Origin of the sequence: Vibrio sp. 10N.261.55.C5, assembly GCF_041470505.1 — a bacterium.
Taxonomy (GTDB): Bacteria; Pseudomonadota; Gammaproteobacteria; order Enterobacterales; family Vibrionaceae; genus Vibrio; species Vibrio crassostreae_C.
This window is the reverse complement of the sequence record NZ_JBFRMS010000035.1, coordinates 1-21,304: the sequence shown is the minus strand read 5'-3', so window position 1 is coordinate 21,304 and position 21,304 is coordinate 1. Positions and strand designations below refer to the sequence as shown.

The 21,304-nt window shown below is 42.4% G+C and carries 17 protein-coding genes and 3 pseudogenes; 13 read left to right on the top strand and 7 right to left on the bottom strand.

Features of this window, described 5'->3' with window-relative positions:
* Nucleotides 1-200: 200 nt before the first annotated feature.
* The 7 genes from AB4263_RS13915 to AB4263_RS13885 all read left to right on the top strand — a co-directional run bounded on the left by AB4263_RS13915 (nt 201) and on the right by AB4263_RS13885 (nt 8,850).
* Nucleotides 201-1,310, top strand: coding sequence for a GGDEF domain-containing protein (locus AB4263_RS13915; protein WP_029235308.1), 1,110 nt, complete (start codon nt 201-203; stop codon nt 1,308-1,310).
* 217 nt (nt 1,311-1,527) lie between these two features.
* A complete protein-coding gene (pheS, locus tag AB4263_RS13910) occupies nt 1,528-2,511 on the top strand; it encodes a phenylalanine--tRNA ligase subunit alpha (RefSeq protein WP_004734764.1) in 984 nt (327 codons plus the stop codon).
* An 18-nt stretch (nt 2,512-2,529) separates the two neighbouring features.
* On the top strand, nt 2,530-4,917 hold the full coding sequence (pheT, locus tag AB4263_RS13905) for a phenylalanine--tRNA ligase subunit beta (protein ID WP_372098391.1): 2,388 nt from the start codon (nt 2,530-2,532) through the stop codon (nt 4,915-4,917).
* Nucleotides 4,918-5,250: 333 nt separating this feature from the next.
* A complete protein-coding gene (locus tag AB4263_RS13900) occupies nt 5,251-6,102 on the top strand; it encodes a hypothetical protein (protein ID WP_372098390.1) in 852 nt (283 codons plus the stop codon).
* A complete protein-coding gene (locus AB4263_RS13895; RefSeq protein WP_372098389.1) occupies nt 6,102-6,440 on the top strand; it encodes a hypothetical protein in 339 nt (112 codons plus the stop codon). Before AB4263_RS13900 ends, AB4263_RS13895 begins: the two co-directional genes overlap by 1 nt.
* A gap of 246 nt (nt 6,441-6,686) precedes the next feature.
* Nucleotides 6,687-7,721 carry a reverse transcriptase family protein gene (locus tag AB4263_RS13890; RefSeq protein ID WP_372098388.1) on the top strand — a complete coding sequence of 345 codons (1,035 nt, stop codon included), beginning with the start codon at nt 6,687-6,689 and terminating at the stop codon, nt 7,719-7,721.
* A 256-nt stretch (nt 7,722-7,977) separates the two neighbouring features.
* On the top strand, nt 7,978-8,850 hold the full coding sequence (locus AB4263_RS13885; protein WP_372098387.1) for an alpha/beta fold hydrolase: 873 nt from the start codon (nt 7,978-7,980) through the stop codon (nt 8,848-8,850).
* Nucleotides 8,851-8,953: 103 nt separating this feature from the next.
* Here AB4263_RS13885 and AB4263_RS13880 read toward each other — a convergent pair whose 3' ends face one another.
* Nucleotides 8,954-9,907: a hypothetical protein gene (locus AB4263_RS13880; protein WP_372055771.1), complete on the bottom strand. Its 954-nt coding sequence runs from the start codon at nt 9,905-9,907 to the stop codon at nt 8,954-8,956.
* A 165-nt stretch (nt 9,908-10,072) separates the two neighbouring features.
* On the opposite strand from AB4263_RS13880, the pseudogene AB4263_RS13875 reads away from it, so the two are divergent.
* A pseudogene (locus tag AB4263_RS13875) lies at nt 10,073-10,159 on the top strand (alpha/beta fold hydrolase); the annotation flags it as partial.
* 473 nt (nt 10,160-10,632) lie between these two features.
* Nucleotides 10,633-12,258: a hypothetical protein gene (locus AB4263_RS13870; RefSeq protein WP_372098386.1), complete on the top strand. Its 1,626-nt coding sequence runs from the start codon at nt 10,633-10,635 to the stop codon at nt 12,256-12,258.
* A gap of 255 nt (nt 12,259-12,513) precedes the next feature.
* Here AB4263_RS13870 and AB4263_RS13865 read toward each other — a convergent pair whose 3' ends face one another.
* On the bottom strand, nt 12,514-13,578 hold the full coding sequence (locus AB4263_RS13865) for a hypothetical protein (RefSeq protein WP_108100096.1): 1,065 nt from the start codon (nt 13,576-13,578) through the stop codon (nt 12,514-12,516).
* A gap of 267 nt (nt 13,579-13,845) precedes the next feature.
* Nucleotides 13,846-13,956, bottom strand: a pseudogene (locus AB4263_RS13860) (Lrp/AsnC family transcriptional regulator); the annotation flags it as partial.
* Here AB4263_RS13860 and AB4263_RS13855 point away from each other — a divergent pair.
* A pseudogene (locus tag AB4263_RS13855) lies at nt 13,947-14,096 on the top strand (alpha/beta hydrolase); the annotation flags it as partial. The pseudogenes AB4263_RS13860 and AB4263_RS13855 sit on opposite strands and share 10 nt — an antisense overlap.
* A gap of 89 nt (nt 14,097-14,185) precedes the next feature.
* On the opposite strand, the gene AB4263_RS13850 reads toward AB4263_RS13855, so the two are convergent.
* Nucleotides 14,186-15,694: a DUF3360 domain-containing protein gene (locus AB4263_RS13850; protein ID WP_372098385.1), complete on the bottom strand. Its 1,509-nt coding sequence runs from the start codon at nt 15,692-15,694 to the stop codon at nt 14,186-14,188.
* Between the two features lie 317 nt (nt 15,695-16,011).
* Here AB4263_RS13850 and AB4263_RS13845 point away from each other — a divergent pair, with 317 nt between their 5' ends.
* The 3 genes from AB4263_RS13845 to AB4263_RS13835 all read left to right on the top strand — a co-directional run bounded on the left by AB4263_RS13845 (nt 16,012) and on the right by AB4263_RS13835 (nt 17,690).
* Nucleotides 16,012-16,350 carry a hypothetical protein gene (locus AB4263_RS13845; RefSeq protein WP_017059071.1) on the top strand — a complete coding sequence of 113 codons (339 nt, stop codon included), beginning with the start codon at nt 16,012-16,014 and terminating at the stop codon, nt 16,348-16,350.
* Nucleotides 16,351-16,433: 83 nt separating this feature from the next.
* Entirely contained in the window at nt 16,434-17,306 is an 873-nt protein-coding gene (locus tag AB4263_RS13840) for a patatin-like phospholipase family protein (RefSeq protein ID WP_017070388.1), read from the top strand.
* Nucleotides 17,307-17,321: 15 nt separating this feature from the next.
* Nucleotides 17,322-17,690 (top strand): hypothetical protein, encoded by a 369-nt coding sequence (locus AB4263_RS13835; RefSeq protein WP_372098384.1) that lies wholly within the window; start codon nt 17,322-17,324, stop codon nt 17,688-17,690.
* A 184-nt stretch (nt 17,691-17,874) separates the two neighbouring features.
* Here AB4263_RS13835 and AB4263_RS13830 read toward each other — a convergent pair whose 3' ends face one another.
* The 3 genes from AB4263_RS13830 to AB4263_RS13820 form a co-directional block, all read right to left on the bottom strand.
* The gene (locus AB4263_RS13830) at nt 17,875-18,555 is read right to left on the bottom strand and encodes a haloacid dehalogenase type II (protein ID WP_017065459.1); all 681 of its coding nucleotides are present in this window, start codon (nt 18,553-18,555) and stop codon (nt 17,875-17,877) included.
* A 197-nt stretch (nt 18,556-18,752) separates the two neighbouring features.
* The gene (locus tag AB4263_RS13825; protein WP_017059075.1) at nt 18,753-19,556 is read right to left on the bottom strand and encodes a MetQ/NlpA family ABC transporter substrate-binding protein; all 804 of its coding nucleotides are present in this window, start codon (nt 19,554-19,556) and stop codon (nt 18,753-18,755) included.
* A gap of 331 nt (nt 19,557-19,887) precedes the next feature.
* Complete coding sequence (locus AB4263_RS13820; protein WP_017059076.1) at nt 19,888-20,796, bottom strand: dienelactone hydrolase family protein; 909 nt, start codon at nt 20,794-20,796, stop codon at nt 19,888-19,890.
* Between the last annotated feature and the right edge of the window lie 508 nt (nt 20,797-21,304).

Here is a 21,304-nt window from a genome sequence, read left to right as displayed (position 1 = left end):
TTAGCTTCGTGGGGCGTTCCTGTTGGGGGGGACGTCTCAAATTTAAGATGAGCCATATTTAGAATGTTCAAAGTCGTCTTTTTATAAAGTGGATCAAACAATCGAATAAACCTACAGGTAAAATGGTTATATTTTTTCAGTATCTATAACCTCCGAATATGCATGTAAATCGTGCTGGTGGTATCGGCCTTAAGGGATTTATGAATTCATTTAATTGGGATAAAAACTTTGAAACAGGCATTGGTGTTGTAGATGAACAGCATCAATATCTTGTTGGTATTATCAACCACTACGGAAATCTGTTGTCAGAGAACACTATCTCTATCGACGACATAAACGTCGCTTTACTCGATCTCACATGCTATGCCGAATTTCACTTTAAAGAAGAAGAATCTTTGATGAGAGATTGCGGTGTGTATGAGCGACACATTGAAGAGCATATCAAAGTGCATCGTGTATTTATGCAAGATATCTACAGTATGCAAGCTTTCATCATGGAAGAAGATCAGTCGTCAGCACGGCAGTTACTTGATTTATTGATCCACTGGCTTGCTTACCACATCCTCGGCATCGACCAAAACATGGCGCGACAAATGACCGCGATAGAAGAGGGCGCGACACCTCTGCAAGCCTTTGAAGCGGAAGAAAAGCAGCAAGATTCTGCGACTGTCCCGCTGTTGGCTGCGCTTAACGGCCTGTTTGAACAAGTCTCTGAACGAAACAAACAGTTGTTACGCTTCAACCAGTTACTCGAAGATAAAGTTGAGGAACGTACGGCAGAATTAAAACGAGCGAATAAGAGACTTGAAGAACTGTCATTAACCGACTCTCTTACTAATTTGCATAACCGTCGTAGTGCTTTTAAACAGTTAGCGCTGCATTGGCAAGACTCCAAAGAACTGGGCATGCCTTTAGTGTGTATTATGATTGATGCCGACCACTTCAAGCGCATTAATGACACCAGCGGCCATGATGCAGGCGACTTGGTGCTACAAACCCTCTCGCGTGAACTGAAAAACACGTTCCGTAATGATGATATTGTTTGCCGGTTAGGTGGCGATGAGTTCTTGGTTATTTGCCCAAACACCGACCTTAAAGGTGGGATGTACATCGCGGAAACCGCTCGACAGAAAGTGTCTGAATTAGAGGTTGAAACCAGTCATCAAGTTTGGATTGGCAGTATTAGTGTCGGTGTCGCTGAAATGACCCAAGAATTCGAAACCATGAACGAATTGATTAAAGCGGCGGATGAGTCCGTCTATTTAGCAAAAAACGCAGGGAAGAACAGCGTTTGTTCTATTCAGATCTAGCCTTCAGGTCATTTCCAAATTAAGAAGTGGAACCTGTAATTGTTCCACTTCTTCCTACTCCTCATTAATATCCTGTTAAATTTGCCGTGTTTTTAGGCAATAACTTGTTCTTTTAGCGATTCAATTTGGCATTGGTTGCGTGTTTGATTACTATGTGTAGCTATCTAAAAAACTAATCATCCGATACGGACACTACCAACTGGTAGATGAGGAAATGATGCAACATCTAGAAGAGATCATTGCTAATGCAACGACTGCTATTGATACAGCAGATTCGTTAGTCGCACTTGATGAAGTGCGAGTTCAGTATTTAGGTAAGAAGGGTGAACTCACTCTTCAACTACAAAGCCTAGGTAAACTTCCACCTGAAGAGCGTCGCACTGCTGGTCAAGAGATCAACAAAGCGAAAGGTGCTGTTCAACAAGCGATCGCAGCTCGCAAAGACGCACTACAACGTGCAGAGCTTGAAGCGAAACTAGCTGAAGAAACTATCGATGTGAGCCTACCAGGTCGTCGCATTGAGAACGGTGGTCTTCACCCAGTTACTCGCACAGTTGAGCGTATCGAACAGTTCTTTGGTGAGCTTGGCTTTAGCACTGAGTCTGGCCCTGAGATCGAAGATGCATTCCACAACTTTGATGCACTAAACATCGCAGACGATCACCCAGCTCGTACTGATCACGATACTTTCTTCTTCAACCCTGATCTAATGCTACGTACGCACACTTCTGGTGTTCAAATCCGTACGATGGAAAACGGCAAACCGCCATTCCGCTTCATTGCTCCGGGTCGTGTTTACCGTAACGACTACGATCAAACTCACACGCCAATGTTCCACCAAGTGGAAGGTATGTTAGTTGATGAGAACGTAAACTTCGCACAACTTAAAGGCATTCTTAACGATTTCCTTTGTAACTTCTTTGAAGAAGAAGTTGAAGTGCGTTTCCGTCCTTCATTCTTCCCGTTCACAGAGCCTTCAGCTGAAGTTGACGTGAAACGTAAAGATGGCAAATGGCTAGAAGTTCTAGGCTGTGGCATGGTTCACCCTAACGTACTTCGCTCTGTTGGCATCGACCCTGAGAAATACTCTGGTTTTGCATTCGGTATGGGTGTAGAGCGTCTAACGATGCTTCGTTACGGCGTAAATGACCTTCGTGCGTTCTTCGAGAACGACCTTCGTTTCCTTAAACAATTCAAGTAATCCGGGGCAGTCGAAACTATGAAATTCAGTGAATCTTGGCTACGCGAGTGGGTTAAACCTGCAATTAACAGCGAAGAGCTAGCTCACCAAATCACTATGGCTGGTTTGGAAGTTGACGATGTAGAACCTGTTGCTGGTGAATTCACCGGCGTTAAAGTAGGTAAAGTGGTTGAGTGCGGTCAGCACCCAGACGCAGACAAACTACAAGTAACTAAAATTGATATCGGCGAAGAAGAGCTGTTAGACATCGTATGTGGTGCATCTAACTGTCGTCTTGGCCTAACTGTAGCAGTAGCAACAGTTGGCGCAGTACTGCCTGGTAACTTCAAAATCAAGAAAGCAAAACTACGTGGCGTTCCATCGCACGGCATGCTTTGTTCTTTCTCTGAGCTAGGTATCGACGTAGAGTCTGACGGCATCCTTGAGCTGCCAGAAGGCACAACGCTAGGTATGGACGTACGTGAGCTTCTTGAGCTTAACGACGTAACTATCGATGTAGACTTAACAGCAAACCGCGCAGACTGCTTCAGCATCCGTGGCCTTGCTCGTGAAGTTGGCGTACTAAACCGCGCAGACGTTACAGAGCCAACAGTTGACGCTGTTGCAACAAGCATTGAAGACACAGTATCTGTTGAAATCAAAGCAACTGATGCTTGTCCACGTTACCTTGGCCGTGTGGTTAAGAACGTAAACGTGAAAGCGGAATCTCCAATCTGGATGCAAGAAAAACTGCGTCGTTGTGGTATCCGTTCAATCGACCCAGTTGTAGACATCACAAACTACGTGATGCTAGAGCAAGGCCAACCAATGCACGCATTTGATCTCGCTAAGATCGAAGGCGGTATCGTGGTTCGTCTAGCAGAGCAGGGCGAAAAGCTAACACTTCTAGATGGCAACGAAGCTGAACTAAACAGCAACACGCTTGTTATCGCTGACCAAAACAAAGCACTAGCAATCGCTGGTATCTTTGGCGGTCAAGATTCAGGTGTTACTACTGAAACGACAGACGTACTTCTTGAAGCAGCATTCTTCGCACCGGATCACATCCGTGGTCGCGCACGTGCTTACGGCCTTCACACTGATTCTTCTCTACGTTTCGAACGTGGTGTTGATTCAACGCTACAAGCAGCAGCTATGGAGCGTGCAACACAGCTTCTAGTTGAAATCTGTGGTGGTGAAGTTGCGCCAGTAAACGGCAGCGAATCTGAAGCCTCACTTCCTAAAGCAAACGTAGTTGCTCTACGTCGCGCTAAGCTAGATAGCCTACTAGGTCACGAAATCCCATCTACAGACGTGGTAGAAATCCTAACTCGTCTAGGTTGTGAAGTGGAAACTACGGACGCAGGTTGGACGGCAAAGTCTCCATCTTGGCGTTTTGATATCGCAATCGAGCAAGACCTAATTGAAGAAGTAGGTCGTATCTACGGTTACGATAACATTCCAAACCAAGCGCCTAAAGCGGCACTTAAAATGAATGACCACAAAGAAGCTGACCAACCGCTTAAGCGCGTTCGTGACCTTCTTGTAGACCGTGGCTACCACGAAGCAATCACATACAGCTTCGTAGAACCAGAACAGCAAAAGCTTGTTGTACCTGGTGTTGAGCCGCTAATCCTGCCATTCCCAATCTCTGCGGACATGTCAGCAATGCGTCTTGGCCTAATCCAAGGTCTTCTAAACACAGTGGTTCACAACCAGAAGCGTCAACAGTCTCGCGTTCGTCTATTCGAATCAGGCCTACGTTTCATCCCTGAAGCAACGGCTGAAAACGGCATGCGCCAAGAAATGATGCTTGCGGGCGTTATCTCTGGTACTCGTGGCGAAGAGCACTGGGACATTGCAACTAACACTGTAGATTTCTTCGATCTTAAAGGTGACCTAGAAGCAGTTCTTGAGCTTTCTGCAAACGAAATCGCATACAGCTTCAAAGCAGCGAAGCACCCAGCGCTTCACCCAGGTCAAACTGCGGCTATCGTAGTAGACGGCAAAGAAGTGGGTATCATTGGTACTGTTCACCCAGAACTAGAGCGTAAGTTTGGTCTTAACGGCCGTACTATCGTATTCGAAATCGAATGGGCAGCTATCAACACTCGCGTGCTTCCAGAAGCAGTAGCCGTATCTAAGTTCCCTGCAAACCGTCGTGATATCGCAGTAGTTGTTGACGAAGCAGTCGCTTCTGGCGACATCGTAGAAGCGTGTATCGCTGCTGGTGGCGAATTCCTAACAGGCGCTAAACTGTTCGACGTATACGTTGGTCAAGGTGTTGAAGAAGGTAAGAAGAGCCTAGCTATCGCACTTAGCCTACAGTCTGTAGAGCGCACACTTGAAGATGCAGACATCGCTGGTTCAGTAGATGCTATCGTAGCTTCAATCTCAGAGAAATTCGGCGCAGCACTTCGCGACTAATCTCTTCTGATAGATAGAAAAATCAAAGGCCTCGCATTGCGAGGCCTTTTTGTTGCTATGAGTGAGAGCAAAATAAAATGCTGATTGAAAATTGAACAAAACCTATTTATACGGTCTGTTTAATCAGGTGTGTTCGGATGATACTTCGCTTTGTATAGAACTATAGGAGTGTGTTTATCATCTAGTTGAGTAACAAATCCATCGTATTCCCCTCTTTATATCGATAAAACAAACCTAAAGATGGAAATCCTAACCTAATATAAGTATTATCAAATTGTTATTTACATAATTTCATATTGAAGTTTTGTCATGTTCAATTTCTGAAGTGAAAAAATGAAGCAAAACATTTTTAGAATCTTGTTTAAGCTAACCCAAAAGCAACCGTGGCTCGAAGATAAAGACGATGATTTACAACAACTTCTTTTTTCAGACTGTAAAACGGATGAAGAACGTGAGCTGATTCTTGAATTACTTGAAAGATTTACACATGTTTCACATAAAAAATTTAGTGCTCTAATCAATGAACTAGTTGAAGATATTGTTACTGAGCCCACCTTGACCGATGATACGACCCAAATTGTAGCGATGACAGGAGACTACAATACAGATAGTGCTCAATTTGTACTTTACTCTCTTAAGCCTATATTTGAAAAATTAAAGTGGAGACAACACATTACTGTCACTAATTTTCAAAAGTCGTTGAAGCAGTATAAAAAGTTGGGCTGTGTACACTCAAATATTATACTCGTTGACGAATTTGTAGGAAGCGGAAAAACTATAGTCGGTAGAGTTAGGACGCTTGAAAAACTATTTTCTGACAATGGTTTCAACAATGTATCAATACAAGTAAAAGCGATAGCGGCATCAAGTATTGGAATCAAGTACGCACAAGAAAACAATGTTCAACTAACTTCCTATTTAACAATTGGTCAGGGGATTTCTGACTATTATCACGGTCAAGAAATCACAAGTAAATTTGCAACTATGGATAAGCTAGAAGCAATTTTGTCTACATCTTATAAAGGTAGAGATCTTCCATACTATGGATATGGTAGAACTGAGTCTTTATATACAAGAGATGATGGAAACACTCCCAATAGTGTATTTCCTATATTTTGGTGGCCATTTTTTGCTGATAACACAGATAGAGAGACACTTTTAATAAGAGCTATGGGAGATGCCTAATGCCAAAGTTATCAACAAGCGAACTCAAAGCGCTAACAGTAATATGGAAATCATCCAAAGGCCTCGATGCTTTTAGCTTTTTCCGTAGGCTTGATATTTCTTTCTCAGACTTTTCAAAGACTATACGCTTGTTATCCGAAAAAAAGCTAATCAAGGAAGAGCATGACGACTTCTTTGTCATTACAGCCAAAGGTATTGAGCTAGCCATTTCTAGCAGTTCTGATAAAAAGAGACGCTCTTGGAGAGATATTCCAGAAAGATTTTTAGCGCCTAAGATGGCATCTTCTGAATTATACATCCCAAGCATAAGCCTATTAGACAAAAAATTCTTTTCATAACCATTAGGTTAGTATATATTCGAGCCTGGCTTGTAGAAGCTAGTATGTTGGAGTGTAGTCGCTCCCAGACTAAGGTTAGCGTTAACCACAACTAACAATTTTCGGTGAAGATAAAAATTGTTAGTTAGCGTGAATAGCTTCGCTATTCTAACGGCATTAAAGTCTCACATCTTTCGCAAGCGAAAGGCTGCAAGACTTTAATGTAGGTGCATAGTATAGAAGGTAGCTTCTACAAGTCATTATCCTATGAAAAAATCACATAAAATCGCAATTGATAATTGGAATATATTCCTCAAAGACCGAGGTATCTCTGAAGACTTAACAGTTCAATATATGGACTATGTTGAGAAGTTAATACCCCAAAATCTTCCCGTTATTTTTGAAATTGAACATTTATCAAAATTAGTTGGTATTGAACTTACTGAACTACAAAAAATGATTAACAGCCCACAATTTTTTTATAGAGAATTTTCAATTCCTAAAAAGCGTGGTGGAAAACGAAAGATAACTGCTCCATACCCCTCATTGCTCTCATGTCAAACTTGGATATATGAAAATATACTAAAGACTATTCAACCTCATTTTTGCACTCATGCATATCGAGAGACCAGGTCGATTATTAGTAATGCAACTCCTCATTTGAATCAAGAAGCCATTTTAAAAATGGATCTGAAAGATTTTTTTCCTTCGATACCTATAAATTGGGTGATTAACTTTTATTCAAGTTTAGGTTATCCACGTAATATTTCATATTATTTGGCATCTTTATGTTGTATCGATGGTGCGCTTCCACAAGGAGCAGCTACGAGTCCGTGTTTAAGTAATGTTCTACTTAAACATTTGGACAGTCGTTTATTCAAACTAGCGAAGAAGTATGAGCTAAATTACACTCGTTATGCTGATGACTTAGCATTTTCAGGAGCTTATATTCCTCACAAACTCATAACTATAATCTCAGAAATTATTACAGAATCAGGTTTATTAGTGAATGAGAAGAAAACAAGCTTAATCATTGGTAATAAGCAGAAAATAATTACGGGCTTATCAGTCAAAGGTGAGATGCTAGCCCTACCTAGAGCAACCAGACGACTAATTAAACAAGAGATACATTATATTAAAAAGTTTGGTCTCATATCACATATAAGTAAACTTAAGATTAAAAACCCTTATTACCTTCAGTCTCTTGAGGGAAAGTTAAGGTTTTGGTTACAGGTAGAACCAGACAGTACTTTTGCATTTAATTCTTTAAATTTCATTCTAAGTCTTAAAAAAGTCAAATAATCAGGGGAGTAATGCTCTCGATCGTTGCTAGTTATTAGCCTTTTTATGTCAAAGATATCAGATTACAAACTTGGTTTGTCGAGGCGTAAAGCTTTGGCCGAAAATTAGCTAGTCAGAACCGTATCTCCTCTTTGTAATACAAATGTTACTGCTCTTAAAGTCCCCTTGACCCGTCTACAACTTCACACTTTATAGTGACTACATTGATTGAGAGGGGCACTTTCTGTGTTTCCTCCAAAGTAAGTAGAGAGACACTATGAAACGTTTAATTCTAAACATCACACTCTTGGTATTCATGGCGCTTGGTAGCATGAATACCATGGCTCATGATTCAACGGTTAAGTACGGTGTTGCGATATCTCACGATGGTGAGCAAATTGCGTATGGCGAAAGTGGGAGTGGGGAGACAGCGCTGATCTTCATTCATGGTTGGAGCTTAGACAGTAGGCTGTGGCAAAACCAAGTGAGTGAGTTTTCAAAGCAGTACCAAGTGATCACCATGGACTTAGCAGGGCACGGTAACTCGTCGTTTAACCGCGAAGAGTACACTATGGTTGCATTCGCCGAAGACATCAAAGCCGTAATCGAGAAAGAACAACTCGAATCTGTCATCTTAGTCGGCCATTCCATGGCGGGTGGTGTTATTGCAGAAGCCGCTAAACTGATGCCGAAAAGAGTGAAGAGTATTATTGGTGTAGACACATCGCAAAACGTCGCACTAGCGGTATCACAAAGCGATCTAGACGCAATGACCAAACCTTTTGAAGCAGATTTCCAAGCGGGCATTACTATGTTCGTGAAAGACTCGCTACCAAAAGACGTAGACGCGGATTTACTTTATTGGGTAACGCAAGACATGGCATCAGCACCGCCAGCTATCGCGATAAACCAGTTCCGCCATTATCTAGGTCAATACGTGACAGGCGAAGCTCACCGCGTGTATGAGAACGTGAATGTGCCAGTAATATTGGTCAACGCTCGTCTATGGCCAACGGATTCAGAAGCGAACAAGAAACACATTAAGGATTACAGCATTTACTACATCGAAGACTCAGGCCACTTCCCAATGCTAGAGCAACCACAGCAGTTCAACACTACATTGATGAAAGCGGTTAAGTCAGTGAAGTAGGGCGCTGTAGTTGTTAAAAGGTGGATGTAATCGGTGATGATAAAACTAAGGCCTCGCGTGTGCGAGGCCTTTTTGTTTCTTGGGGTACCTCAACCTGAAAAGGTTATATGGTCGCATCTGTCTTAAAGAGTAATACCTTGTTATCCGAGTAGCGATAAAGATATGGGTAAGGCGATGTATTCATTGCCTCTACATCAGCCTTGAATTTTTCAGGGTTAGCTTGGTATGTTTCTTGTTTAGCTGAGTCCATCCAACCGAAGTAAGGAACATAGCGGTAGAAGTAGCGTTGGTTTTCGCTGGTTGCCATCATTTCGTCAGAAACAGAATACACTAGGTAACGATTTGCTTGTGGTACACCCTCAATGAAATCAATCTCACCTTCTACAATTTTCTTGAAGTAGTCTGGCCTACGTTTCGAAAGAAAGCAGTGGTCTAATTCATCTTCAACAAAAGTGGTATCAGGCGTAAATTCGGCAGATTGTCTAAACTCGGCACATTCTGGTTTGGTAATATCCATTGCGCTGACACTTGTATTTCTAACATTGAGAAAATCTTGCTCAAACTCAAAAATTTCCGCATTCGGATATTTTTGCTTCATCATTTGTTTTAAGCGATCTAAGTCTTCGCGATAGATTGAGTCGTAAGTGACATCATCGCCAATAGGCTCGATAGCAATATTGTGCTGACGTTTGAAGGCGTAAGGAAGTTTGTCTGCTGTTTGCGTGCCCAAAAAGAACGTCGCTATATCGAGGTTTGATGCCAGGTTGCCAATTAACATGGCTGCGGTTGCGGTGGTACTGACCGTGTTTTTGATTGCTACTTTATCGTAGTAATCTTTCGCCAGAACATCGGCATTACCTAGCTTAGTCGGCTCACGCTCTGTGTAAACATACATGATTTGCATTGCTTGGCTGTATTGCTCGTAATTGTCATTCTGATAGATATCGAGTTCTGATGCCTGTTTGGTGTTGTCCACCATGGCTTCTCTATCGTGTCTCACCGTACAACCAGTGAGTAATAATGCAGCCACTGATGCTGCGAGTATCGTTTTATTCATTTTCTAGAACCACTAACTATATAAATAATGTAATTGTTTGGTATTAACCATTTGTTTAGTTATTGAATATTAAATAATTCTATTGAAAATAGATACTTAGCAAGAGGTATAAATGTGACTTGGCACGTTGTTATTGAAAATTGAGCAAGGTCTAAAGCGAATACAATTGAAGACTCAGGCCACTTCCCAATGCTTGAGCAACCAAAGCAGTTCAACGCAACGTTGATGAAAGCGGTTAAGTCAGTGAAGTAGGGCTGTTGCACGTGAGAATAGGCTGATAATCCCCTCCTTACCTCCCCTTGGTTTACATCTCCAATCTCTTGTTGGCAACGATAAAGGGGAGGAACTGAATACCGATCGTGACAAGTGCTGCTATATGTTCAGCGACAAAGAATGTTCTCCCCCTCATTCCTATATCTCAAGAGATCGGGTCACTCCATTCGAGGGGGAGCTAGAGGGGGAGGCTTTGGTCTACTAGAACCATTCCACAATGTTGATGAAAGCGGTGAAGCCAGTGAAGTAGGGCGCTGTAGTTGTTAAAATATGGATGTAATCGGTGATAGATAAAACCAAGGCCTCGCGATTGCGGGGCTTTTTTATTTTGGGAAACCTGTCGTTAGGTGATCTGATTCGGCAACCTAATCATCAAGCTTATATAGTCTATCATTTGCATATTTCAAGGGGCTTAACTAACTTTAATCATGTCAATGGTTAGAGAGAACATAATGATGAGTAAATTCTATGTAGACTATTGGTCTCGTAAGTGGATTGATGAGAATCATTTCCCTGAGGCTGAATTGTTGAGCTTTAAGGAAGACTATGCAAACAGAGATTTAGGTGTCGCTTTTTCCGGTGGAGGTACACGTTCAGCTGCATGTACTTTGGGACAGCTTAAGGCATTAGATGAGTTAGGCTTGCTGCCTAGAGTTAAATATATCTCGGCAGTATCCGGAGGGGGGTGGGCGGCAACGCCATTCACCTACACCAAAGATACAGATCAGTATTTTGGTGGGATACGCGATCCTGAGAGTATCACCTTTTCTAACAGCAAATCTGTACATCCCAAATCAATGCAAAGTGCGATTACAGATTCTCCGCTCGTAAGTAAACTTGTTGCTGGTGGCTTAAAGCTAAAAGGAGATGAGAGCTTTGCTTACTCACTTGGTAAAGTGTTTTTAAAACCCTATGGGCTGCACGACCCGAGTCGCTATTTTACTTTCGATCAAGAGACCGAAGCCTTAACACGACAAGGCTTTCCCTCTAATGCTGAAGTGGATTTTTATCAGGCACGCAAAGGGGCACCTTATCTTATTCTTGGGGCGACTTTACTAAATGAAGATGGGTTAGCTTCAGACAAGAAATATCATGTGGAATATACCCCCTTTTATTCAGGAGTAAGGGTTGGTCATATAGATAAAGATCTTTGGAGTAGTAATGACTATTTTGGCGGTGGATATATCACGAGTTGTGGTTATGACTGTATTGGTCCCTACAGCAAGCGAGACATAGAAGGTCGCGAAAAACTGCTGGTGAAGCAAGCTCCCGTAAGGAGCTTCGATATCACTAATGAAAAAGCTTTTTCTCTAAATGATATTATGGCCAGTACTGGCGCAGCACCACAAGAAATAACGAGCAATATAGGATTAGGAGCTCTTGGCTTCCCTGAGTTTAATCACATGCCATTGAATACATTAGAAGGGGATCACTCAGTCTCTGAGGAGTATCCCCATTCGGACGGGGGCCATCTGGAAAATCTTGGCATCATGCCATTACTGGCACGAAAGATGACCAAAATTGTGGTTTTTGTGAATACCAAGAAACCATTTTCTCCCAATATTAAAAAGCCGTTGGATAGCGGACTGAACAAATCGGTGAAAGCTCTATTCGTACCTATCGATAACTTATTTAAGAAAGGAGATTTTGCTGTCAATGTGGTATTTGATAATGGTGAAGAAGAGTTGAGCAAACTCATCGAACAATTCACTCAACTGGTGAAAAAGGAATCTAGTAGTGAAGAGTACATTGCTAAAACTGCTTTGTTTACGAAAAGTAAGCTCGTAACTACGAGCAACGATCATTATGGAATCGAAGGCGGTCTTGAGGTCGAGATTACCTGGGTATATAACTGTCGAAGTTCTGCCTGGGAGAACAAATTGAAAGACAAGGACCTTACGACATTGATTGCGAAGAAGAAGCGATTGATTGGCGATCAAGAAGGGCTAGAGGATTTTCCTCACTACGGCACCTTCTTTGAAAACCTTAGGGGAGTGGTCGAACTTACTAAGGTGCAAACTAATCTTTTGACCAATCTTTCTTATTGGGTAGCCAAGAAATCTCTAAAAGGGATTTAACCTAGTAAAGGATTTAAACAGGACAATGTTGGGATGCAATCATTGTTATCGAGAGTTTCCTGTTGTTATTGGACACATCATTTATGGTGGATACTTTACTATAAATGATGTGTCTAGGACTTAAAGACCAATATACCTAAAGCTGTCGAGCTAATTAGATTAGGCTCGGAGGGATACAGTGGAAATAATTAATACTACACGAAGTAAAAAGACGATCGTCAACTACAGGCGAGTTGCTACGTGCAGATACCTATTTTAGTTCTTAACAAGGCCAAGACTACTTGAAGTCTCGCTCATATCTACGGGTCGCAAAGCAGGCTCTATGTACTTAGATTTTACTACTGACCAACTATCTAGATCATGCCGAACTACTTTGTCAAACTTGTATGTTTTCTTCCTATCTTTTATTACAGAATCAATGATACCAGCTGAAAGTTTAACTAACTCCCCTTCAAGTACAGCGTAAGCAGATTTATCTTTCTCTGCATGCATTTTTCTATCTTGTAGGTTGTATGCACCATATGCCATTATACGAGCTTGGTCATCTCGTTTAGTATGAGACTCCGAATATGAATCCTGAAGTACGTGGAGAAGCGAACCCAATGCGATGTTTCTCGTCGTTTCTTTCGTATATTTAGAATGAGTGCATTTAAGCTTCCGCTTTACCTTTGTTCTTGTGCAATCAAAGCTAAACATTCCTTCAGCTCGCCACATGCTTCTACCTTCATTGTTTGAGATCATCGTTTCCTTGAAGGTCGTTGAGGTATCGGGTTCCATTCGATAATGCACGCTACGAAAACGAAGGTCTGAAGGCATGGAACCCGTAGCAGTTTTATAGCTAAACTCCATCCACGAGATGATATTTTGATACGTATATTGAGCGGTTTCATTTTCTTTTGACGCCATAGCGTGAAGAAACTGCATATCTCCACAATGAGTTCTATAAAATAGATCCCAGTCAACATCGATTTCTAGAGATGTTTTTCTTTTGCATGAGTGAGAAAAAGACAAGACTGCTATAAAAAGGTGCTTCCGAAACATTTGGAGGGGATCATCATTCCACCTTACTCCAATAACTAAATCTTCAATTAGTTTAACTTTGTCCTTGAACGTATAACCAGGAAGTTCAGCAGCCATAACTGATTTGACAATAAGGTTTTCATGGACAGGCTTACCTTTTCCTTTAAATGTCTTAGTATTGTCGAACCCGACCTCTCGACTATCTTTCTGTAGTTTACTTTTTAGATCTAGTTCAAAGGAATTTGTGTTTGTAATGAAAAACACAAGCGAAAAAGTTGAAAGAAACTTAAAAAATTTCATTGTAAACTCCCTTTTTTCTATCGTCTTTTATACTATTCAGTATTACTCGTGCTTTTGCATGATTATTATTGATAGTTCAATAGTATCGCTTTTTCAACTTATACAGCTCCCTCTAGCATCGAAACATTAATTTTGAATATATCTTCGAGTTTTAGATTCTTTCTGTAGTGAGTTATTAACTTTGGACTACTTTTGGGCGGTTTATTATTAGTCCAAATAAGTGAAATAAACTTGCTTTTGTCGTCACGATACGTGTTTTTACCTCATTTAAAGCTTCGTCTTTGTTTTTATCTGACCGAAGGCGAAGCTTGAAATATTTGGCAGGTGAGTTAATGGTTCACGGATAAACTGCTCGTAGCTTTTGAGCTTCTCGTCAATGGTCAACCGATTGAGAAGCTAATAAAAAATACATCAAAGATTACCGCATTTACTACATTGAAGACTCAGGGCTTTCTCAATGCTAGATAATCAGAGCAGTTAAACACACGTTGATGAAAGCGGTGAAGTTAGTGAAGTAGGGCGCTTGTAACCGTTCGATAGATAAAACTAAGGCCTCGCGATTGCGAGGCCTTTTTGTGTTCCGACTAAAACTCAATATTAATCGAGCTTAACGAAAACTTGGGATAATCGCTGGAATCCCCGGTAGAAGGCCAACCAATGCCATTACACCACTTAGCACAATAAACATAATGCCAGGCAATACCCAGCGGCTCATTTTACTCAGTTCACTACTACGTTCTTTACAACCGACTAAGCCTAAGTTATCTAACAGCATGGTGAGAGCCCAGCCAAATGCAGGGTTAACGAGCGCTGAAGAGAACACAACAATCGCTGCCGACTGTGTGGTTTTTCCTTCACGCGTCATTTCCATTCCAGCTTCTAGCAATGGAACAAATACCCCAACAATCAGCGCCACACACAGTACAGGTTGCCAGATAGCTAAATCCATCGGGTAACCCCAAACTGCGGCGATGATACAGAACAGAGCTGCGAGCAGCGCGCCAGCAGGAATAGGGCGTTTAGCTATCGCCGCTGGTACGATGTAAGTACCCCATGAAGATGTAAAGTTAGTACCACCGAGCAGAGAACCGAACGTTTGACGAATTGAAGCCGTGGTCATGGTGTCGTCGATGTTCATATGTACTTTTTCGGTACGCTCTGGGTAGCTGATCTTTTGGAATACTTGATGGCCTAAGAAATCTGGCGACCACATCGCCACGGCTAGAATCGCAAACGGCAATACCACCATGAAGTGTTCAATCGTCGGCAGGCCTAGCATCCAACCTGTATCTTCGCCCCACCAATACATAGGGTTCATGTTGGGCAAGCCTGGCTCAGTGTGGAAAGCAAATGGGGCGCCCATGGCAAATGCAATCGTACCACCCAACAAGCAGCTAAGAGGTACTGCTAACCAACGTTTGCGGAAGTGTTCCAGTAGCGCGTACAAGATAATGGTGCAAAAGATCACCACAAACGCGATGTGGCTCATACCGATTCCTTCAGCCCAAGCGAAAAGCTTTTTCACTTGAGAGGCGGTTCCAACAAAGCCGAGGTAGAGCAATAAGCCGCCACACACGCCTTTACTGGTGAGGTTGGCCAACATGCTGCCACCTTTACTGATGGCTAAGATGAGGCCAAAAGCGCCAATCAACAGGCCAAACGCCATCGGGTGTCCACCTGCTGCAACCACAATCGGAATCAAAGGGATAAGTGGGCCGTGGGTCCCTGCGAGGTTTGCAGTCGGCAATAAAAAGCCAGAGAAAATAATAATGAAAACAGAGGCGATGAGCAGTTCATAACGAACGTTTTCTAGAATGAAGTCTTCATTTAATCCGAGAGCCCCAGCAAAGGTGGCTGCAATCGCGCCCACCATAACCACTTTACCAATGGTCGCCGCCATCGCTGGGATGGTGTCTTCTATCTCAAATCGATAATCTTTAAACGGCAAATTTGGACGCCAGCGCTTAGGCGACATGATTTGCAATTCGTGTTCTAGATACTGTTCTCGGGATTCAAACTCTGAGCTTGGTTTATGTTGTTGTTCATAGGTGAGTTCATCCTCATTGGCTTGAGGCTTCTCTGTTTGTATATGTGCGGACTCTAAAGTAGTGCTCATTTTGATTCCTTTCGTTCACACTCTTAGGTGTGTTATTCCAACAAACGTTGTTGACTCACGGTATGAAGTGTAAACAATGCGTCAACTTATAATTAAAAACCCATTAACATTTAGTTGTTAGTACCTTATACCAAACCAAAAAAAACAAATAGACTCAGTCGGTTAGACATTAGTCGTAGAGTCGGACGACTAGTATTAGACCCTGTAGATAGTATGTGTCTGGTTATTTGTAGTCCCTTAATTTCTCCCACGTTCTGCACTTGATAGTGATAGAATCTCCGCATTAGAGTTATCGAGAAACTAGGTATTTATAAACAATGTTTATCCATCACGTAAATGGCATCGACTGGCTGGTAATTACAGCCTTTGAAGAACTGAAAACTATGTTTATCGAAGATGCAGGCCCAATCCCAGCTTGCTTTTCTACCGCCAGCGAGTTGAGCCTGATTGATCAAGCCAAACGCAGTTATGGATTTTTGCCTAAACTCCGCGGTGTGATCACCGATACCGGCACTTTTCAAAGTAGAGATATTGAAGAAGATTTGAACCCACAGCTTGCGTGTATCGTTGAAGGGCGTGGTCGGGTTTTTATCTATCACGGCGACTACGTGGCTTTTGTCGATGACGAGCAAACCTTCATTACCCGTATGGACTGAGAGTGATTCAGTGAGTTGAGATCGGCGAATTGGTAAATCGGCGAGTTAGCCCACCTAGAATTTAAAACTAAAGGATTAATATGATGGCAAAAACGATCTCATTGGTACTTGGCAGTGGTGGCGCAAGAGGCTTGGTTCACGTTGGAGTCATCCGCTGGTTAATTGAGCATGGCTATCAGATAAAATCCATTTCTGGCTGTTCAATTGGCGCACTTATCGGTGGTGTCTACGCTGCGGGCAAGTTGGATGAATTTGAAGAGTGGGTCACCAGTATCGACCAAGGTGATATGGCGATGTTGTTGGACTTTTCATGGCAGTCGAGTGGTATGTTCAAAGGGGACAAGATCATCGACACTCTGCGTGGACTGATCGGCGAGATTTCAATTGAAGATCTGCCCATCCCTTATACCGCAGTTGCCGCTAACGTCGCCGATGAAAAAGAGGTTTGGCTGCAATCAGGTTCTCTGTTTGATGCCATTCGCGCCTCTATCTCTTTGCCACTGTTCTTGACCCCTCACGTTATCAATGGAGAAGTGCTGATTGATGGCGGCGTTCTTAATCCCGTACCGATTGCGCCTACCTTTGGTGATAATACAGACTTTACACTAGCTGTGAATTTAGGTGGTGAACCTGAAATGGTTAAACAGGAAGTGATACCGGTTTCCCTGCCAACAAAAGAGAGCAACCTGCATGAGAAGGTTGTGCATTTTATCGATAACCTCGGTAGCAGTGTAAAAAGCAAAATGAGCTTCAACTTTGCTTTTTACGATATTGCCAACCAAGCATTTGATGCGATGCAATCGACCATTGCTCGCCAAAAGTTGGCCGCTTACCCCGCCGATATCACGCTTGAGATCCCACGCAATGCTTGTGGCACCCTAGAGTTTGATCGCTCACAAGAGATGATCGACAGAGGCTACCACTTAGCACAGGCTAAACTGGGCAATCGACTTTAATGTATTTGCTGCTGAATGAGGGTAACTATGGAAACTGAACTCAAACTATCTGAACTCAAAGAATTGGTCACAACAAAAGATGTCATCGTGCTCACCAGCATAGAAGAGCCTGCTGTATCTTGGTTGATAGATTGCTATCAAGAGAATGCTGATATCCAAATTATCGAGAACGCACACCAACTAGATACTGAAGCGATTTTGCGGCAATGCAGAAGCAGCCTTAACGAAAGTAAAAAGGTCATCCTTACAGCGCAGTTTCGTAGTCAACTGCCTATCATCAATATCGCTTCACTGTGTAATGAGCAGCGCAAATCATTGATCAATATTGAGCTATTAGGCTGGGATGAAGACAAACGCGTTCCTCATTCTTACAGTAGTTTCTAGCTTATATTTGTTGCTAGCTTATATTTGTTGCTAGGTAACTGCAGTTTTTAGGTAACCGACAGCGTCTCTATAACCAGAGCAGTTCAACACAAGGTTGATCAAAGCGGTTAAGTCAGTGTCCGGAATTTGTTGACCACTACAGGGTGGTTGTATCGAATCAGGAGTAGAAAAGTCTCTTGAGATTTTACTTGTCTAAATTGTGCTTAATTATTTGTTCCACCACACCATTCATCGTCCTTGAGCTAATCTCCGGTTTCAAATACAAGGAATGATACTCAACTCCTGTTCGGTCTATATAGGCTGCTTGTAAGCCAGCGGATAGCGCACCATGAGTGTCCCAATCATGAGTAGCGACAAGACGAAGGTTTTCGACAGGCTCTTTTAAAGTTTCGGCTGCAAAGTTATACACATCTGAATTGGGTTTGAAACTGCCTGTTTCTTCAACGGAAATGACGGTGTCGAAATAATCTTCTAAGCCTGAGTTCTTGATTTGAGAAGTGATGAGATCGAGGGATGAGTTGGAAAAAGCGACGGTTTTAAACCCGTTCTCGCGCAATTTGAGCAAAGACGCTTTGATATCTGTGTGCGGTGGTAGATTGGCAAAAGAAGTTAACAAGGCACCTTTGCTTTCCGCCGTTAAATCACACTTGTACCGTTGTGCAATAGCGTTGAGCGCTGCATTCGCTAATTCAGAAAAAGTAGATTTTACGTTTGTTGCGATGCAAACCGTTGAAGAGTGTAAAAGCTTTGAAAACCAAAGTGATAATGCATCCTCCTTTCCAAACACCGCTTTAAATTTAGGCTGTAATGACTCCAAATTTAAAACCGTTTCGTTTATATCAAAAAGTATCACTTCTTTTTTCATGCAAAGCCCCCAGATTTAATTGAATTTTATGCTTACATAATCTGCTCTGACGATATGGTTTTCAACCTCCATTCAAGTAACTAAAGCTTTGCTCTCTAATTTGAAAAGAAGCTGGAATGCGTCAACGACAACCCGCCAACTCAAATCTGGCGTTGCTTTATGAGTATCATGCAACGCCAAATCTGAAACGATTTAGCTTAATTTGCGGCTTCGATGGTGCCTTTGAAAGTGCTGTCTAAAAAGTCATTGATCTCTTGTGAGTGGTAAATTGAGATAATCTTTTTATACGTTTCATTATTTTTGTCTTCTTCTCGAGCCGCTACAACCATCACGGCTAAAGGTGCGTCTTTTTTCTCTAAGTAAATGCCTTGTTTCTTAGGGTCGAGTCCAGCCGACATTACATAGTTCATGGTGATTGCAGCAGCATCTACATCGTCAAGAGAGCGGGGTAGCTGCGCGGCATCCACTTCAACAAATCGAATGTTCTTCGGGTTGCTAACAATATCGTTTAAAGACGCGTTGAAACCAGCGTTGTCTTTTAATGAGATCAGCCCTGCATCTTCAAGCAGTAATAGTCCACGCCCGCCATTCGTTGGATCGTTTGGAATCGCGATTCGAGCGTTTTCGGGAATAGAATCAAGCGAAGTGTACTTGTTCGAGTAAACGCCCATACGCATCAAAATTGAACGTCCGATAGAAACTAACTGGCTATCGTGATTGGCATTAAAGTTATCGAGGAATGGCTGATGCTGGTAACTGTTCAGTTGGATACTTCCATCATCTAATGCTGCGTTAGGGGTGATATAGTCTGAGAACTCGACGAGTTCAATGTTTATCCCTTGCTTTGCTGCTTCTTTGGCAACAGCTTGTACAACTTGTGCATGTGGGCCAACTGTCGCCCCAATCTTGATGACAGCCTCGTCTTTTTTTCCACATCCTGTTACACCGAATACGAAAGCTAATGCCAACAGGGATGCTGTGATTTTTTTGTAGCTGTTCATGATAACTCCATTTAATAAATAAAAGACATGTAGACGTCTAGCTATCTATATTATCTATTTGCGCGATCGGGTCAATAGGTTTGTTTGAAGCGAAGTTACATTGATGAGCGGTTAAGTCAGTGAATCAACGAGGCTTCTGTACGTGAGACTCGACCGACAATCCCCTTCTAACCCCCTTGGTTTACATCTCAAACCTATTGTTGGTAATGGGAAAAGGGAGGAACTGATTACCGACCAACAAAGGCCTCGCGAGTGCGAGGCCTTTTGGGTTTTGTAGGGAATAGGGCAGTCACTCGGAATCTAAAGAAAACGGGTTCAGTAAAGCTAACTATTAAGAAAGCTTTTGGTTAAAGAACTCAAGTGTACGTTTCCAAGCTAACTCTGCTTCTTCTTCAGCATAGCGGCCAGTTGAATCGTTATGGAAGCCATGGTTCACGCCGTCATAGATGTAAGCTGTGTAGTCTGCTTCGTTCTCTTTGAGTTCGGCTTCATAATCTGGCCAAGTCGCATTCACGCGTTTATCGATTCCCGCAAATTGGATGAGCAAGGGGCCTTTTACATTTTTTCTTAAATCTGGTGCGGCAGGAGTACCATAAAATGGAACGCCTGCATCGAGTTGCTCTGGCATGACAGCGGCCAACATATTCACGATATAGCCACCGAAGCAGAAACCGACTGCGCCTAGCTTACCGTTACTTTTTTCATGGGACTTCAAGAAGTTTGCCGCTGCGATAAAGTCTTCTTCGATTTTCTCTTTTGATAGCGACTTCTGCATCGTTCGACCTTCATCATCATTACCTGGATACCCGCCAAGCGAATAGAGTGCATCAGGTGCAAACGCAATAAACCCCGCCGCTGCGAGTCGTCTTGCCACATCCTTTATGTATGGATTGAGGCCTCTATTTTCATGAATGACCAATACAACAGGCGCATTGCCCTCTAACTCTTTGGGTACAACCAAGTAACCATAGCCTTCGCCGTGTCCTTTAGGTGAAGGAAACTTCTCGTAGGTTGCTTTGATGGAAGGGTCATTGAAAGAGACTTGCTCTGCCTGCGCATAATTAGGAATCAGTGCAGAAGTTAGCGTCGTCATGGTTAAGCCAAGTACAGCTAGCCCAGATAGACGAGCCATAAACTCTCTGCGATCAATCAGGCCGTGTGCATATTCGTCGTACCAATCAAATGCTTCTTGAGGGATAGATCGAGTCGGCGTTGATTGAGATTCGGTATTTGGATTCATAACTTTTCCTTGTTGTGAGTTGTTTGACCAATCAACTATAGTGGAAAATTTGATACAATTGAACGATCGCTCAATAATTTTTGAGCTATTTGTTATATCAAAGTACAAAAATTAGATGACAGTCCGATAAAACGATCACTTCGAATCGATTTCCATCGCTTTGGTTTGTTTTACGGAGCAATTCAATACAAGGTTGATTTGAGGGTTAAGTCAGTGAAGTCGGGTGTGATGATTGTTTGTTTTTAGGGAGGCTCTAAATCGAAGTTGGGCACATTAGAGCTAGGCTTATTTTCCGCAGACATGGACAAGTAAGTTTCAATGCAAAACGCTTGATTTTACTCTGGTATAATCTTTCCTTATAAGGGAAGCCATAGCGTTATTAGAACCGTTTTGATGAGAGATAAAAAATAGATGTTAAGACTTTTGCGTCAGATAGAAAAATGGAAACTTGTAACGTTTGGCTTACTGATGCTCATTGCCGCTTTTTTAGGTTCATCGCGGATTAGCG